The organism is Xanthomonas sp. WHRI 1810A (genome assembly GCF_040202885.1).
In the GTDB taxonomy this organism is placed as follows: Bacteria; Pseudomonadota; Gammaproteobacteria; order Pseudomonadales; family Pseudomonadaceae; genus Aquipseudomonas.
This window is the reverse complement of record NZ_JBEGED010000015.1, coordinates 56488-70010: the sequence shown is the minus strand read 5'-3', so window position 1 is coordinate 70010 and position 13523 is coordinate 56488. Positions and strand designations below refer to the sequence as shown.

The 13523-nt window shown below is 62.9% G+C and carries 14 protein-coding genes; 13 read left to right on the top strand and 1 reads right to left on the bottom strand.

Going from position 1 to position 13523, the window contains the following annotated elements:
* Positions 1 to 93: 93 nt before the first annotated feature.
* The 6 genes from ABQX22_RS20570 (at position 94) to ABQX22_RS20545 (ending at position 6392) form a co-directional block, all read left to right on the top strand.
* Positions 94 to 1014, top strand: coding sequence for a LysR family transcriptional regulator (locus ABQX22_RS20570; RefSeq protein ID WP_349801696.1), 921 nt, complete (start codon positions 94 to 96; stop codon positions 1012 to 1014).
* 340 nt (positions 1015 to 1354) lie between these two features.
* Positions 1355 to 1966 carry an antibiotic biosynthesis monooxygenase gene (locus tag ABQX22_RS20565; protein WP_349801695.1) on the top strand — a complete coding sequence of 204 codons (612 nt, stop codon included), beginning with the start codon at positions 1355 to 1357 and terminating at the stop codon, positions 1964 to 1966.
* A gap of 31 nt (positions 1967 to 1997) precedes the next feature.
* Positions 1998 to 3836 carry an amidohydrolase gene (locus tag ABQX22_RS20560; protein ID WP_349801694.1) on the top strand — a complete coding sequence of 613 codons (1839 nt, stop codon included), beginning with the start codon at positions 1998 to 2000 and terminating at the stop codon, positions 3834 to 3836.
* A gap of 57 nt (positions 3837 to 3893) precedes the next feature.
* Positions 3894 to 4517, top strand: a complete 624-nt coding sequence (ycaC, locus tag ABQX22_RS20555; RefSeq protein WP_349801693.1) for an isochorismate family cysteine hydrolase YcaC — start codon at positions 3894 to 3896, stop codon at positions 4515 to 4517.
* Between the two features lie 423 nt (positions 4518 to 4940).
* Complete coding sequence (locus tag ABQX22_RS20550; RefSeq protein WP_349801692.1) at positions 4941 to 5348, top strand: SRPBCC family protein; 408 nt, start codon at positions 4941 to 4943, stop codon at positions 5346 to 5348.
* Positions 5349 to 5714: 366 nt separating this feature from the next.
* Positions 5715 to 6392, top strand: a complete 678-nt coding sequence (locus ABQX22_RS20545) for a GntR family transcriptional regulator (RefSeq protein WP_349801691.1) — start codon at positions 5715 to 5717, stop codon at positions 6390 to 6392.
* Positions 6393 to 6516: 124 nt separating this feature from the next.
* On the opposite strand, the gene ABQX22_RS20540 is transcribed toward ABQX22_RS20545, so the two are convergent.
* Positions 6517 to 6843 (bottom strand): NIPSNAP family protein, encoded by a 327-nt coding sequence (locus tag ABQX22_RS20540; RefSeq protein WP_349801690.1) that lies wholly within the window; start codon positions 6841 to 6843, stop codon positions 6517 to 6519.
* 165 nt (positions 6844 to 7008) lie between these two features.
* Between ABQX22_RS20540 and ABQX22_RS20535 the strand changes: the two genes are divergently transcribed.
* From ABQX22_RS20535 to ABQX22_RS20505, 7 genes are all read left to right on the top strand, one after another.
* Positions 7009 to 7899, top strand: coding sequence for an NAD(P)-dependent oxidoreductase (locus ABQX22_RS20535; RefSeq protein ID WP_349801689.1), 891 nt, complete (start codon positions 7009 to 7011; stop codon positions 7897 to 7899).
* Positions 7900 to 7937: 38 nt separating this feature from the next.
* The gene (locus ABQX22_RS20530) at positions 7938 to 9365 is read left to right on the top strand and encodes an aldehyde dehydrogenase family protein (protein WP_349801688.1); all 1428 of its coding nucleotides are present in this window, start codon (positions 7938 to 7940) and stop codon (positions 9363 to 9365) included.
* Positions 9366 to 9458: 93 nt separating this feature from the next.
* Positions 9459 to 9854 carry a carboxymuconolactone decarboxylase family protein gene (locus ABQX22_RS20525; protein ID WP_349801687.1) on the top strand — a complete coding sequence of 132 codons (396 nt, stop codon included), beginning with the start codon at positions 9459 to 9461 and terminating at the stop codon, positions 9852 to 9854.
* A gap of 53 nt (positions 9855 to 9907) precedes the next feature.
* Complete coding sequence (locus ABQX22_RS20520; protein WP_349801686.1) at positions 9908 to 11248, top strand: MFS transporter; 1341 nt, start codon at positions 9908 to 9910, stop codon at positions 11246 to 11248.
* A complete protein-coding gene (locus tag ABQX22_RS20515; protein WP_349801685.1) occupies positions 11205 to 12200 on the top strand; it encodes an NAD(P)-dependent oxidoreductase in 996 nt (331 codons plus the stop codon). Before ABQX22_RS20520 ends, ABQX22_RS20515 begins: the two co-directional genes overlap by 44 nt.
* Positions 12197 to 12586, top strand: a complete 390-nt coding sequence (locus ABQX22_RS20510; RefSeq protein WP_349801684.1) for a cupin domain-containing protein — start codon at positions 12197 to 12199, stop codon at positions 12584 to 12586. Before ABQX22_RS20515 ends, ABQX22_RS20510 begins: the two co-directional genes overlap by 4 nt.
* Before the next feature lie 156 nt (positions 12587 to 12742).
* On the top strand, positions 12743 to 13510 hold the full coding sequence (locus tag ABQX22_RS20505) for a carboxymuconolactone decarboxylase family protein (protein ID WP_349801683.1): 768 nt from the start codon (positions 12743 to 12745) through the stop codon (positions 13508 to 13510).
* Positions 13511 to 13523 lie beyond the last annotated feature (13 nt).

Genomic DNA, 13523 nt, shown 5'->3' with positions numbered 1-13523 from the left:
ACATTCGTCCAAGCCGCACCCGGCAGCGTTGTGTTCAGCTGGCACGCCAAATGCTTCAGAGGCTTTTCTCATCGCTGATCCCGGAACCCCTCCATGAACCGAAATGACCTGCGCCGCGTCGACATGAACCTGCTGGTGATCTTCGAAGCGCTGATGTTCGAACGCAACCTGACCCGCGTTGCGGAAAAGCTGTTCATGGGCCAGCCCGCCATCAGTGCGGCGCTGGCGCGGTTGCGGGACTTGTTCGACGACCCGCTGCTGCTGCGCAACGGCCGAGCGATGGAGCCCACTGCGCGGGCGCTGGCGATTCTCAAGGAACTGCAGCCGGCGCTGGACACCATTTCCGGGGCGGTCAGCCGGGCCAAGGAATTCGACCCGGCCAGCAGCTGTGACGTGTTCCGCATCGGCCTGTCGGATGACGCCGAATTCGGCCTGTTTCCGCCGTTGCTGACGCAGCTGCGGGAGGAGGCGCCGGGCATCATTGTGGTGGTGCGTCGGGCAAATTTCCTGTTGATGCCGGCGCTGCTGGCCTCCGGTGAAATCTCCGTGGGCATCAGCTACACCACCGAGCTGCCGGCCAACGCCAAGCGCAAGAAGCTGCGGGACATCGGGGTCAAGGTGCTGCGTGGCGACCAGCGCCCTGGCGAGCTGACGCTGGACGATTACTGCGCACGGCCGCACACCATGGTCTCGTTTTCCGGGGACTTGAGCGGCAACATCGACCTGGACCTGGCCAAGGTCGGACGGGCGAGAAGGGTGGTGGTGGCGGTGCCGCAGTTCAGCGGCTTGCGCCAGTTGCTGGCCGGCACCGAACTGATCGCCACCGTCCCCGATTACGCCGCCTGCGCCCTGGTGGAAGGCGGCGCACTACGGGCCGAAGACCCACCGTTCCCGATCGAGCCGGCCGAGCTGTCGATGGTCTGGAGCGGCGTCCACGACAACGACCCCGCCGAACGCTGGCTGCGTGCGCGCATCACCCGGTTTATGTCCCAGGAAACCCGGCCTATGCCGTGAGGGGCATCACCCACACCCTGTGCCAGGTTTGTATCAAGCCCGGAGATCAGCAGCGCCGCACCTTCACAGTGGGAGCGGACCTGTCCGCGAAGGCATTCTGCCCGGCGCTTAAGATGCATGAGCTGTACGGGCCTCTTCGCGGACAGGTCCGCTCCCACGGGTTTTGTGTCAGGCGTCGAATCTGCCGCAACCGCTGGACACCGCCGCCCTCCAGCCCGGCATGTGATCGTGCCCACGCAGAGAGTGGGAACAATCATCACCCACGTCAGAGCACACCTGTTCAATAACCGTTTTCCGACTATCGTCAAGATGGCATCGATCACTGCAGGAGCACCTGGTTATGCCCGATTCCCTGATTGAAGAAATGGACACTTCCCCCACCTCCGCGTTGGCAGCGGACGAGGTGGTCACGCTGGTGGTCAAGCACCGGATCAAGCAGGGGCAGGAGGTTCACTACGAGGCCTGGCTGCGTCGCACGGTGTCCATCGCCGCCGCTTATCCGGGCCATTTGGGCGTCGATGTCATTCGCGGCACTTCCGCCGGGCTGCACCTGTTTACCTGTGTCCTGCGTTACCGCTCCCTCGATGCGCTGCAAAGCTGGCTCGATTCCGCGCAGCGTCGGGCGCTGGTGGCGGAGGCCACGCCGATGCTGGCCGATGGCGACGTCACTCAGATCGAGCGCCACCACGAATTCTGGTTTGTCCCGCCCACCGACACGCCGCCACCGCCGCGCTGGAAGCAGGCCGTGCTGACCTTCTGCGTCATCTGCCCGCTGACCTTGCTGATCCCGCTGCTCTGGCAACCGGTGTTCAAACTGCACGCGCTGCTGAGCAATTACGTGATCAGCACCGCGCTGGTCACCGTGACCATCGTGCTGCTGGTGGTGTACCTGCTGATGCCGTTTGCTTCCCGACTCGCCGCGCCCTGGCTCAACGGCAAGCCGGCAGGTTGAACCTGCTCAATCCTCTGTCCAAGGAACTGCGATGAACGTCGATCTGATTCTCTTCAACGGCAACTTCCACACGGTTGATCACGAAAAACCTACAGCCAGCGCGGTCGGCGTGTCCGGTGGCAAATTCGTTGCGGTGGGCAGCGACGCCGAGGTCATGGCCCTGCGCGGCAACGCCACGCAGATCATCGACCTGCACACGCGCACGGTGATTCCCGGCCTCAACGACTCGCACCTGCACCTGATCCGTGGCGGGCTGAACTACAACCTCGAACTGCGCTGGGAAGGCGTACCGTCTCTCGCCGATGCGCTGCGCATGCTCAAGGCCCAGGCCGAGCGCACGCCGACCCCGCAATGGGTGCGTGTGGTGGGTGGCTGGAACGAATTCCAGTTCGCCGAAAAACGCATGCCGACCCTGGAAGAACTCAATCAGGCCGCCCCCGACACCCCGGTGTTCGTGCTGCATTTGTACGACCGCGCGCTGCTCAACCGCGCCGCGCTGCGGGTGGCCGGTTACACCCGCGACACGCCGAACCCGCCCGGTGGCGAGATCGTGCGCGACAGCAACGGCGACCCCACCGGCATGCTGGTGGCCAAGCCCAACGCGATGATCCTGTACGCGACCCTGGCCAAGGGGCCGAAGCTGCCACTGGAATACCAGGTCAACTCCACCCGCCAGTTCATGCGCGAACTGAACCGCCTGGGGGTCACCAGCGCCATTGATGCCGGCGGCGGTTTCCAGAATTATCCCGACGACTACGCGGTGATCGAGCAACTGGCCAAGGACAAACAACTCAGCGTGCGCATCGCCTACAACCTGTTCACCCAGAAGCCCAAGGAAGAGCTCACCGATTTCAAAAACTGGACCAGCACCGTGACCCTGCACCAGGGCGATGACTTTCTGCGGCACAACGGGGCAGGGGAGATGCTGACCTTCTCGGCCGCCGACTTCGAAGACTTCCTCGAACCGCGTCCTGACTTGCCAGCCGGCATGGAGCAGGACCTGGAACCGGTGGTGCGCCATCTGGTGGAGCACCGCTGGCCGTTTCGCTTGCACGCCACCTACGACGAATCCATCTCGCGCATGCTGGACGTGTTCGAGAAGGTCAATCGCGAGATCCCGTTCAACGGCATCCCGTGGTTTTTCGATCACTGCGAAACCATCACTCCGAAAAATATCGAGCGCGTGAAGGCATTGGGCGGCGGCATCGCGATTCAGGACCGCATGGCCTTTCAGGGCGAGTATTTCGTCGAGCGTTACGGCGCCAAGGCGGGGGAACACACGCCGCCGATCAAACGCATGCTGGCCGAAGGCGTGCCGGTGGGCGCGGGCACCGACGCCACCCGCGTGTCCAGCTACAACCCGTGGACCTCGCTGTACTGGATGGTCAGCGGCCGTACGGTGGGCGGTCTTGAGTTGTACCCGGAAGGCTTGTCCCGGGCCACGGCGCTGGAGCTGTACACCCGGGGCAGCGCCTGGTTTTCGTCGGAGCAGGGCAAGAAGGGCCAGATCAAGGTCGGCCAGTTGGCGGACATGGTGGCACTGTCCGCTGATTTCTTCAGCGTCGAGGAAGACGCCATCAAGTGGATCGAATCGGTGCTGACCGTCGTCGACGGCAAGGTGGTGTACGGCAGCGCCGAGTTCGATGACTTGTCGCCGCCCACCTTGCCGGTCATGCCGGACTGGTCGCCGGTGGCCAGGGTGCCGGGTCACTGGCGGCCGAATGCGCCCATGGCCGCCAGCGTTCACCAGTGCGCCGGGGCGTGCACGGTGCATGCCCACAGCCACGAACGCGCCCGGCTGTCCAACGTGCCGGTCAGCGATTTCCAGGGTTTCTGGGGCGCGTTCGGCTGTTCCTGTTTCGCGTTCTGACCGGTCGGCGCACCTCGTCGGCCTTATGACCTGTGTCTTTCCTAAAAGGAGTCAACCATGAGCACCCCCTACAAGCGTTTGAACAAAGATGATGCCGTTGTCCTGCTGGTCGATCACCAGACCGGCCTGATCTCGCTGGTGCAGGATTTCTCGCCCAACGAATTCAAGAACAACGTGCTGGCCCTGGCCGACGTGGCGAAGTTCTTCAACCTGCCGACCATCCTCACCACCAGTTTTGACAAAGGCCCCAACGGCCCGTTGGTGCCGGAACTCAAGGAGCTGTTCCCGGATGCGCCTTTCATTCAACGCCCGGGGCAGATCAATGCCTGGGACAACGCCGACTTCGTCAAGGCGATCAAGGACACCGGCCGCAAGCAAATCATCATCGCCGGCGTGGTGACCGACGTCTGCGTGGCGTTCCCGACCCTGTGCGCGCTGGAAGAGGGCTATGAAGTGTTCGTGGTCACCGATGCGTCGGGTACGTTCAACGAGACGGTTCAGCAGGCGGCCTGGTCGCGGATGACTGCCGCCGGCGCGCAGATGACCAACTGGTTCTCGGTGGCCTGCGAGCTGCAAGTGGACTGGCGCAACGACATGGAAGGCCTGGCCAACCTGCTGTCGCCGCGCATCCCCAACTATCGCAACCTGATGAACAGCTACTCGGCGCTGACTGCCAAGTAACGCCGTGTCTGATTGTTAGCCGCTCATGACGCGCCGCGTCGATCAGTATTCTGGCGTGAGGTGTTCGTAGACTGACCCACCGTCATCGCGGGCAAGCGCGCTCCTGCAGGGATTTTGAGGCCTTCAGGAAACCTGTGGGAGGGCGCTTGCTCGCGATGGCATGCTTCCTTCTCGCAGATGCATTGACTGACACACCGCTGTCGCGAGCAAGCGCCCTCCCTCAGGTTCACGGCGCGGCCACGGCTGCGCGCGACGCGCTGATCATCCAGCGGGAACTGCCGCAAGGTTTCATGGCCTCACGTCACTCGGGCGGCGTATCGTGCGGGTCTGTTCGTGTCCTAGTCGCTTTCGCGGTCAAGGGCACACCTGGTCCGAGATCGGCGACTCCGCCGTCCCACCGTCACACCTTTCTGGAGAGTTCCCATGGCTACTGCATCTGCAACCCTCAATCTGCCGGTATCCGCCGACACCGTCTGGCAATTGGTCGGCGGCTTTCTGTCCCTGCCGGACTGGCTGCCCTTCATCGCCAGCAGCGAGCCTGCCGAAGGCGGTCGCGTTCGCAAGCTGACCACCGAAGATGGCGCGTCGATCACCGAACGCCTGGAGTCCTTCGACAACCAGGCGCGGACCTACAGCTACTCCATCACCGAAGGACCGTTCCCGATCTCAGAGTACCTGGCAACGCTGCAGGTCACGGCCGTTGGCGACAACCAGACGCAGGTCACCTGGTCAGGCCGCTTTACCCCCAATGGCGTGTCTGACGCTGAAGTCACTGCCTTGTTCCAGGGCATTTACGACGGCGGGCTGGAAGCGCTGAAAGCGAACTTCTGAGGTGGCCCGTTCAACGCCTTACGAATAGGCGCAACGTAGATCCTGTGGGAGCGGACCTGTCCGCGAAGAGGCCGGTATGAACCCTAGAAATCGTCGCCCGGCCGACAGTCTTCGCGGACAGGTCCGCTCCCACGGGTCATGCATCGTCCGTTAACTCACTAGATCGTTCCTTACGCTCCGCGTGTGAATGGCTCCCTGGACGCCCCGCGTCCCATGACGAGCCCGCAGGACATTAAATTTTCCGAAACGGGCTGTAATACAATACGATTGCCGTGCGTGCCGCCCGTGATGAGGATCGGCGCGCTTGATCAGGTGATGGCCCGTGGGGCGTCGCAGCAATGAAGTACAGCTCTCAGGGAATTTCACATGAAAGTATTACGCCAGGCGTCTTCCTTGCGGCATCAGGTGCAGGATGCGCTGCGCAACGAAATCATCTCCGGCCGTTTCAAACCCGGCGACCGGCTGGTGGAGCAGCAGCTCTACACCGCGCTGGACGTCAGCCGCACGTCACTGCGCGAAGCGTTGCGTCAGCTGGAAGCCGAAGGGTTGGTGGAGCAGGTGCCCCATCGCGGGGCCTATGTGGCGTCGGTGGATGCCAAGGACGCGATTCAGATCTACGACGTGCGCGGCGCGCTGGAAGTGCTCGCCGTGCGCAATTTTGTGCGTTACGCCAGTGATGAAGACGTGGCCGAGCTGGCAGAAGTCTTCGACGAATTCGAGCTGCAATCACGCACCTCGAAAGTCGACGGCACCACCTTGCTGGACATCAAACGACGCTTTTATAACGTGCTGCTGGACATCGAGCAGAGCCGGGTGGTCGGCGGCATGCTGGAGCAATTGAACAACCGCGTCAGTCTGTTGCGCGCACTGTCTCTGGGGCGGGAAGGGCGCATGGTGCACACCCTGGCCGAGCTGAAGGAAATCGTGCGGATGATCCAGCTGCGCGACGAAACCGGCGCCTGTGCCGCCGCGCTGCTGCACGTCGAAAATGCCTCGAAGAACGTGTTGGAGTTGTTGGCGTTGAATGCTCACTCAACCCTCTGAATTCACGCGCACTCTGTAGGAGCTGACGAGCCCGAGCGAGGCTGCGATGCGGTACACCTGACACACCGCAATCGCAGCCTCCCGTTGGTCGTCAGCTCCTACATTTACCGCGTCGATCCTTCACTCAAGCCTCTGGCGAATACGCTGTCGACAACAAGAACTGGTTTTCGATGCGTTGCACGATAATCGCTTGGGCTTCGCTGGCTGCGCGTTTGGCGATCCACTCGGCGTCGCTCTGGAAGGCGTTCCACTTGGTTTCCCGGTCGGCCAGGCTGTCCCATTTGAGCATGTAGGTCAGGGTCTGGTTGCTCTCGCCGGTGAGCGAGGTCCAGAAGCCGATCGGCTCGATCCCGTATTTTTCGAAGAATCCCAACGTCGTACTGGTGAAGCGCTCGTGCAGCGCCGGCAGGCGGCCGGGTGCGCAGTGGTAAATACGTAGCTCAACGATCATGTCCAACTCCTCAATGCAGTGCCGATGATGAAATAGGCGAACTAGCCTATTGACCGATTGTATGACAGTCCTATAGTTTTGTGGCAACTGCTGGCGTGCACCGAGCAGAAAAAACCACCGGTGCCGCCGTGAACCCGCTGATGACAAAAACAATAGGGCACGATAATGACTCAACCACAACGGATTGGCTTCATCGGGCTGGGCATGATGGGCCTGCCGATGACCACCTGCCTGAGCAAGGCCGGCTTCGAGCTGTTCCTGTCGGACGCCGATGCCGGGCGCTTGCAGGACATCCAGGCCACCCTCGGCGCCAACGCGCTCACCCCTGAAAACGCCAACACCCTCGATGTATTGATCACCATGCTGCCCAACTCCGGCATCGTGGAAAGCGTGCTGCTGGGCGCAGACGGCCAATCGGGCTGGGCCGCGTCATTGGCCGCTGGCACCGTGGTCATGGACATGAGTTCTTCCGAGCCTGCACGCTCCCGCGCCTTGGGTGAAAAACTCGCTGCCCTTGGCCTCACGTATCTCGACGCACCCGTGTCGGGCGGCGTGAAGCGTGCGGTGGATGGCAGCCTGGCGATTCTGGTGGGCGGCGACCCGGCCGTGATGCAGCGCTGCCAGGCCGTACTCGACGCCATGGGCAAAAACATCCTGCACATCGGCGATGCCGGCGCCGGCCATGCGGCCAAGGCCCTGAACAACTTCGTCTCGGCGGCGGGCCTCATGGCCACCGTCGAGGCGCTGCACGTGGCCAAGCGCTTCGGCATCGACCCCGGCGTCATGGTCGATGTGCTCAACGCTTCCAGCGGCGGCAGCAACACCTCGCTGAACAAAGCCAGGCAATTCATGCTCAGCGGCACTTTCGGCTCCGGGTTCTCGATGCAACTGATGAACAAGGACTTGAAGATCGCCAAGGGCCTGGCCGACGGTCTGGATTACCCGCTGACGTTCGGCCAGCGCGCGATTCAGGTCTGGGACGAGGTGGCGCAGGGTGCCACGCCCACCACCGACCACACCGAGATGTACCGGATGCTGGCCAAAGAAGGCGAGTAACGCCGCCATCCCGCCTGATCCACCAGGGAGCACATCGCATGTCCCGAGCAGACAGTTTTTACATCGATGGACACTGGGTCGCACCTCACGCGCCGGCCTGGTTTGACGTGATCGACCCCGCCACTGAACAGGTGATCGACCGCCTGGCCCTGGGCGATGCCAGCGACGTGGACCGCGCCGTCGCCGCCGCCCGCAAGGCGTTGCCCGCGTATGCGCAGACCAGCGTCAAACAGCGCATTGATCTGCTGCGGCGGATCGTCTCGATCTACCACCGCCGCCAGGAAGAGTTCGCCCAGGCCATGCGCCAGGAAATGGGCTCGCCCATCAGCGCCTCGCGCAATTTTCAGGTGCCCCGGGGCTGGCTGCACCTTAACCAGCTGGTGGAAGTGCTTGAGCGTTTCGCCTTCGAGCAGCCCCAGGGCAGGACCGTGCTGCGCTACGAACCGGTTGGCGTCTGCGGGCTGATCACGCCGTGGAACTGGCCGATCAACCAGATCGTGGTCAAGGTCGGCCCGGCGCTGGCGGCCGGTTGCACCATGGTTCTCAAGCCCAGCGAGTATTCGCCGCTCAGCAGCCTGTTGTTCGCCGAGGTGCTGGACGAAGCCGGGGTGCCGGCGGGCGTGTTCAACCTGGTCAACGGCGATGGCCCCGGCGTGGGCGCGGCGTTATCGGCGCACCCGGACATCGACATGCTGTCGTTCACCGGCTCGACCCGGGCCGGGGTGCAGGTGGCCAGATCCGCCGCGGACACGGTCAAGCGCGTGGCCCAGGAACTGGGCGGCAAGTCGGCTAATATCCTGCTGGACGACGTCAATCTGCAGGACGCCGTGACCCGTGGCGTGGCGGCGTGCTTCACCAACAGCGGGCAGTCGTGTTCGATTCCGACACGGATGCTGGTCCCCCGCAGCCTGATGAGTGACGCCGCGCAGATCGCCCGGCACGCTGCCGAAGCCTTCACCGTCGGCGCCACGGACGATGAATCGACCCAGCTCGGGCCTTTGGTCAACCGCGCGCAATTTCGCCGGGTGCAGGCGCTGATTCAACAGGGCATCGATGAAGGTGCGCAGCTGGTCACCGGCGGCGTCGGCAAGCCGGAAGGGCTGCATCAGGGCTACTTCGTCAAGCCGACGGTGTTCGCCAACGTCACGCCGGGGATGAGCATCGCCCAGGAAGAAATCTTCGGCCCGGTGCTGTCGATGATCGCCTACGACAGCGAATCCGAGGCCATCGACATCGCCAACGGCACGCCGTACGGGCTGGCGGCGTACGTGCAATCGGCCGATCAACAGCGGGCCCGCCGTGTCGCTCGCGCCTTGCAGGCCGGCAGTGTGCATTTGAACTACCCGCCAGCGGATTTTTCCGCACCGTTCGGCGGCTACAAGCGCTCCGGCAACGGCCGCGAGTGGGGCGAGTTCGGACTGCGGGAGTACCTCGAAGTGAAAGCCATGGTGGGGTACGGCGATTGAGGCAAGTACCCCGGCGCCGGGCATTGCACAAAAAAATTTGGGTGTAACGACTGTATGACAATCAGTCGATCTTACGTAAAAGTGGAGATGAAGATGGACGACAACGAACGCTTCAATCAGGGCTTTAACAACCGCAAGGAAGTGCTGGGCGACCGCCACGTGGAGAAATCCTGGGCTGCGGCCGACGACTTCAACCGGCCGATGCAAAAGCTGGTCACCGAAGTCTGCTGGGGTGAAATCTGGGGTGACGCGACGTTGCCCTTCAAGACCAGGAGCATCATTAATCTTGCGATGCTCACCGCCCTCAGCCAGCACCATGAACTGGGCGTGCATGTGCGCGGCGCCCTGCGTAACGGCGTCACCAAAGACGAGATCCGCGCGGTGCTGATGCAGGCCTCGGTCTACTGCGGCGTGCCGTTGGGGTTGGCGGCGTTCCGGGTCGCGTCCGAGGCGATCAAGGCCTACGAAGCGGAAGTCGCGGCCGACTGACATAACCACACCTGCACACACTTGCCGTTCAACAATAATTATAAGGAACCGTCATGAGCACCATTGCCCAGGCCAGACCGCTGGCCGAGACCGATCAGTCGATCGAGAAGAAAAGAAGAAACGCTATCAAGGGCGCGTTCTTCTCCGAATACATCGATATGTTCGACATTTACCTGCCGGTCGTCGTGCTGTCCCCGGTGTTGTTCTTCTTCCAGCCAGCCCAGCTGTCGCCGGGCATGGCCGCGATTCTCGCTTCCCTGGTGTTCATCACCACGCTGCTGGGACGGCCCATCGGGGCATTGCTGTTCGGCATGATCGCCGACAAGACCGGGCGGCGCATGGCGTCGATCTACTCGGTGTCGGGCTTCGGGATCGTGACGCTGCTGATTGCCTTGCTGCCCGGCTACGAAACCATCGGCATCGCCTCGTACTGGCTGCTGGTGATTCTGCGCTTCGTCGACGGGATATTCCTCGGCGGCGGCTACACCGGCGCCATGCCACTGGCCATCGAGTACTCGAAAAAGCACCAGCGCGGCTTCGTCGGCGGCCTGATCATCGCCGGGTTCCCGCTGGCTTACGTCAGCATCAACCTGGTGGCGATGCTGATGTTCATGCTGTTTCCACTGGACGGTCCGGGTTCGCCGTACGTGCAGTGGGGCTGGCGGATTCCGTTCGTGATCGGCGCGGTACTGGCCGGGGTGCTGGCGCTGTACTACGTGTTCGCGGTCTCGGAATCGGAAATCTGGGAAGAAGACGCCGAGAAAAAGCCCCGGGAAAAACTGCCCCTGACCGACCTGCTCAAGGGCAAAAGCGGGCGCAACCTGCTGCAGGTGCTGCTGATGATGACCGGGTTCTGGCTGACCCAGAACATCATCACCATCTTCCTGCCCACCGGTTTGCTGGTGAACATCCTGCACCTCTCCGGGTTGCAAGTGACCGGCACGCTGCTGATCTGCTACTCGGTGCTGTTCTTCACCTACATCGGCTCGGGGATCATCGGCCAGAAAATCGGCCGCCGGCGTTTCTTCCTGACCCTCGGCCCGATCATCGCCACCGTGGGCGCCGGCATCATGTACGTGCTGGCCAACGTGCCGGGGCTGTCGCTGCCGGTGGTCATGACCCTGGTCTGCCTGATGTCGGTGCTGGTGACCTCGCCGTGGGGCGTGATCGTGACCTACATTAACGAGCGCTTTGTCACCGATGTGCGCGCCACCGGTTTCGGCGTTGGTTTCAGCCTGTCGGTGATCATCCCTTCGTTCTACGCGTTTTACATGGCCTGGCTGGGTCAGATCATTCCGTTCAGCGTGACGCCTGCGGTGCTGCTGGTGATTGGCGGCGTGATCGCGACGATTGGCGCGTACATGGGCCCGGAAACCAAAGACGTGGATTTCTGATGCGCGACCTCTATGGCGCGCGGCACACAGGAGAACAGTTGTGACGAACCAAACCATTGGCTTCATCGGCCTGGGCAACATGGGTGGCCGCATGACGCGCTGCCTGGTGGACGCGGGCCTCAACGTGATCGGCTACGACACCGACGCTGCGCGGGTGAAAACCGCAGGCGCGCAAGTGGCCGAATCCATCGCCACGGTGGCGGCCGAGTCCGGCGTGATTCTGCTGTCGCTACCGGACAGCAAGGTGGTCGAGGCGGTGGTCGAGGGCAGCGACGGTTTGCTGCGCCATTGCCGCGAGGGTCAGATCGTCGTTGACCTGAGCACCGCGGCGACGCGTTCGACGGTGCGCCTGCACGGCCTGTTCGCCGAGCGCGGTGTGCAGTACGTCGACGCCGGGATTTCCGGTGGCGCAGCGGCGGCGGAAAAGGGCGCCCTGACCCTGATGGTGGGCGGCGATGCGGCCACGGTCACCGCGCTGGACTGGGTGTTCGCGCCCATCGCCAGCAAGGTCTTCCGCATGGGCGATAGCGGCGCCGGGCACACCACCAAGACCCTGAACAACTTCCTCAATGCGGTGAGTCTGGCGGCCACCGCCGAGGTGATGGTTGCCGGCAAGAAAGCCGGGCTCGATCTGCACCAGTTGCTGGACGTGCTCAACAGCAGCAGCGGGGTCAATTTCGCCACGCAGAAGCGCTTTCCGTACATCGTCGAGGGCGATTACCTGGAGGGCGGGCTGACCGGCAAATTGATGAACAAAGACGTGGTGCTCTACATCGACCGTCTGCGGGAACTGGGCGTCGCGTCGCTCAACGCCTCCGGGCCGCTGGCGAGCTTCGGCTTGCAGGTGGCGCTGGGTTACGGCGATCAGATCAGCAACAAAGTCGTGGACGCCATCGGCGATATGTCGGGCGGCGTGCGGCTTCACGAACCCTATACAGGAGACAAGGCATGAAGGTTATTCACGGCAGCGCCCCGAGCGAAATGTCCGAGCAGCGCAGTGCAACGTTCACCGGCGTGGTCTGGGCCGACCCGGTGATGTCGAGCACCGACGGCGTGGCCATCAATAACGTGGCGTTCAACCCTGGGGCGCGTACGTTCTGGCACTTTCACGAAGTAGGGCAGGTGCTCTACGTCACGGCGGGCAGCGGCTGGATCTGTCTGGAAGGCCAGGAGCCCCAGGTGATCCGCCAGGGCGACACGGTGTGGATCGGCCCCAACGAACGGCACTGGCACGGCGCCAATACCGAGCATTTTATGGTCCACACCGCCACCTCCATCGGCAAAACCGTGTGGCAGGAAGAAGTGGCCGAACAGGATTATTTGCGCGCGGTGCGGTGAGCACCCCGGGCCGACGCGGACCTCTGTAGGAGCTGACGAGCCCGTGCGAGGCTGCGAAGCGGTTCACCTGACACACCGCAATCGCAGCCTCGCACGGGCTCGTCAGCTCCTACACGGTCATTGTCGTTCCACATCATGCGTCAAGAGGTAAACCCAATGAACCTCACACCAAAACAACAACACGCCAAAAACGCCTTCGAACGCAGCGGCAGTACCTGGAACCCGGCATGGGACAGCCTGCTGCGGCTGGACCCCGGCTTTGTCGAGGCTTATGCCGGTTTCGCTGCCGTGCCATGGCAAAAAAACCATCTGGAAAACAAGGTCAAGGCCTTCATCGGCATTGCGGCCTGTGCGGCGGCAACGCACCTGTTTCAGCCCGGCATCCAGGAACACCTGCGCATCGCCATCGCCCACGGCGCCACCCGCGCGGAATTGACCGAAGTGCTGGAATTGATCAGCACCGTTGGCATCCACGCGTCCAACGTCGGCGTGCCGGTGCTGCTGGAAGTGCTGGAAGAAGAGGGCCTGCGCGACGGCCCGCAGCCACTGGATGCCCGGCGCGAGACCCTGAAAGCCAGCTTCATCGAAAACCGCGGCTACTGGCATTCATCGTGGGAAGGCCTGCTGGAACTGGACCCCGAACTGTTCGAGGCCTACGTCGAGTTTTCCTCCGTTCCCTGGCGCACCGGCGTGCTGTCGCCGCTGGTCAAGGAGCTGATGTATTGCGCCTTCGACGCCGCCGCGACGCACCTCTACGTGCCGGGCCTGAAACTGCACATGCGCAACGCCCTGCGCTACGGCGGCAGCAAAGAACAGCTGATGGAAATGCTGGAAATCGTCAGCGTCATCGGCATTCACGGCGCGCTGGTGGCGGCGCCGATGCTGGAGCAGGCGCTGGGCGAGTCTGTCAGTCAGCCTTCCTGAACAACCGGAGTCG

Bases quoted from the DNA above. Each gene is read 5' to 3' on its own strand.
- ABQX22_RS20505 (WP_349801683.1), top strand. From the start codon at position 12,743: ATGAACCTCACACCAAAACAACAACACGCCAAAAACGCCTTCGAACGC.
- ABQX22_RS20540 (WP_349801690.1), bottom strand. From the start codon at position 6,843: ATGATCGTTGAGCTACGTATTTACCACTGCGCACCCGGCCGCCTGCCG.
- ABQX22_RS20570 (WP_349801696.1), top strand. From the start codon at position 94: ATGAACCGAAATGACCTGCGCCGCGTCGACATGAACCTGCTGGTGATC.
- ycaC (WP_349801693.1), top strand. From the start codon at position 3,894: ATGAGCACCCCCTACAAGCGTTTGAACAAAGATGATGCCGTTGTCCTG.
- ABQX22_RS20535 (WP_349801689.1), top strand. From the start codon at position 7,009: ATGACTCAACCACAACGGATTGGCTTCATCGGGCTGGGCATGATGGGC.
- ABQX22_RS20565 (WP_349801695.1), top strand. From the start codon at position 1,355: ATGCCCGATTCCCTGATTGAAGAAATGGACACTTCCCCCACCTCCGCG.
- ABQX22_RS20530 (WP_349801688.1), top strand. From the start codon at position 7,938: ATGTCCCGAGCAGACAGTTTTTACATCGATGGACACTGGGTCGCACCT.
- ABQX22_RS20560 (WP_349801694.1), top strand. From the start codon at position 1,998: ATGAACGTCGATCTGATTCTCTTCAACGGCAACTTCCACACGGTTGAT.
- ABQX22_RS20550 (WP_349801692.1), top strand. From the start codon at position 4,941: ATGGCTACTGCATCTGCAACCCTCAATCTGCCGGTATCCGCCGACACC.
- ABQX22_RS20510 (WP_349801684.1), top strand. From the start codon at position 12,197: ATGAAGGTTATTCACGGCAGCGCCCCGAGCGAAATGTCCGAGCAGCGC.
- ABQX22_RS20520 (WP_349801686.1), top strand. From the start codon at position 9,908: ATGAGCACCATTGCCCAGGCCAGACCGCTGGCCGAGACCGATCAGTCG.
- ABQX22_RS20545 (WP_349801691.1), top strand. From the start codon at position 5,715: ATGAAAGTATTACGCCAGGCGTCTTCCTTGCGGCATCAGGTGCAGGAT.
- ABQX22_RS20525 (WP_349801687.1), top strand. From the start codon at position 9,459: ATGGACGACAACGAACGCTTCAATCAGGGCTTTAACAACCGCAAGGAA.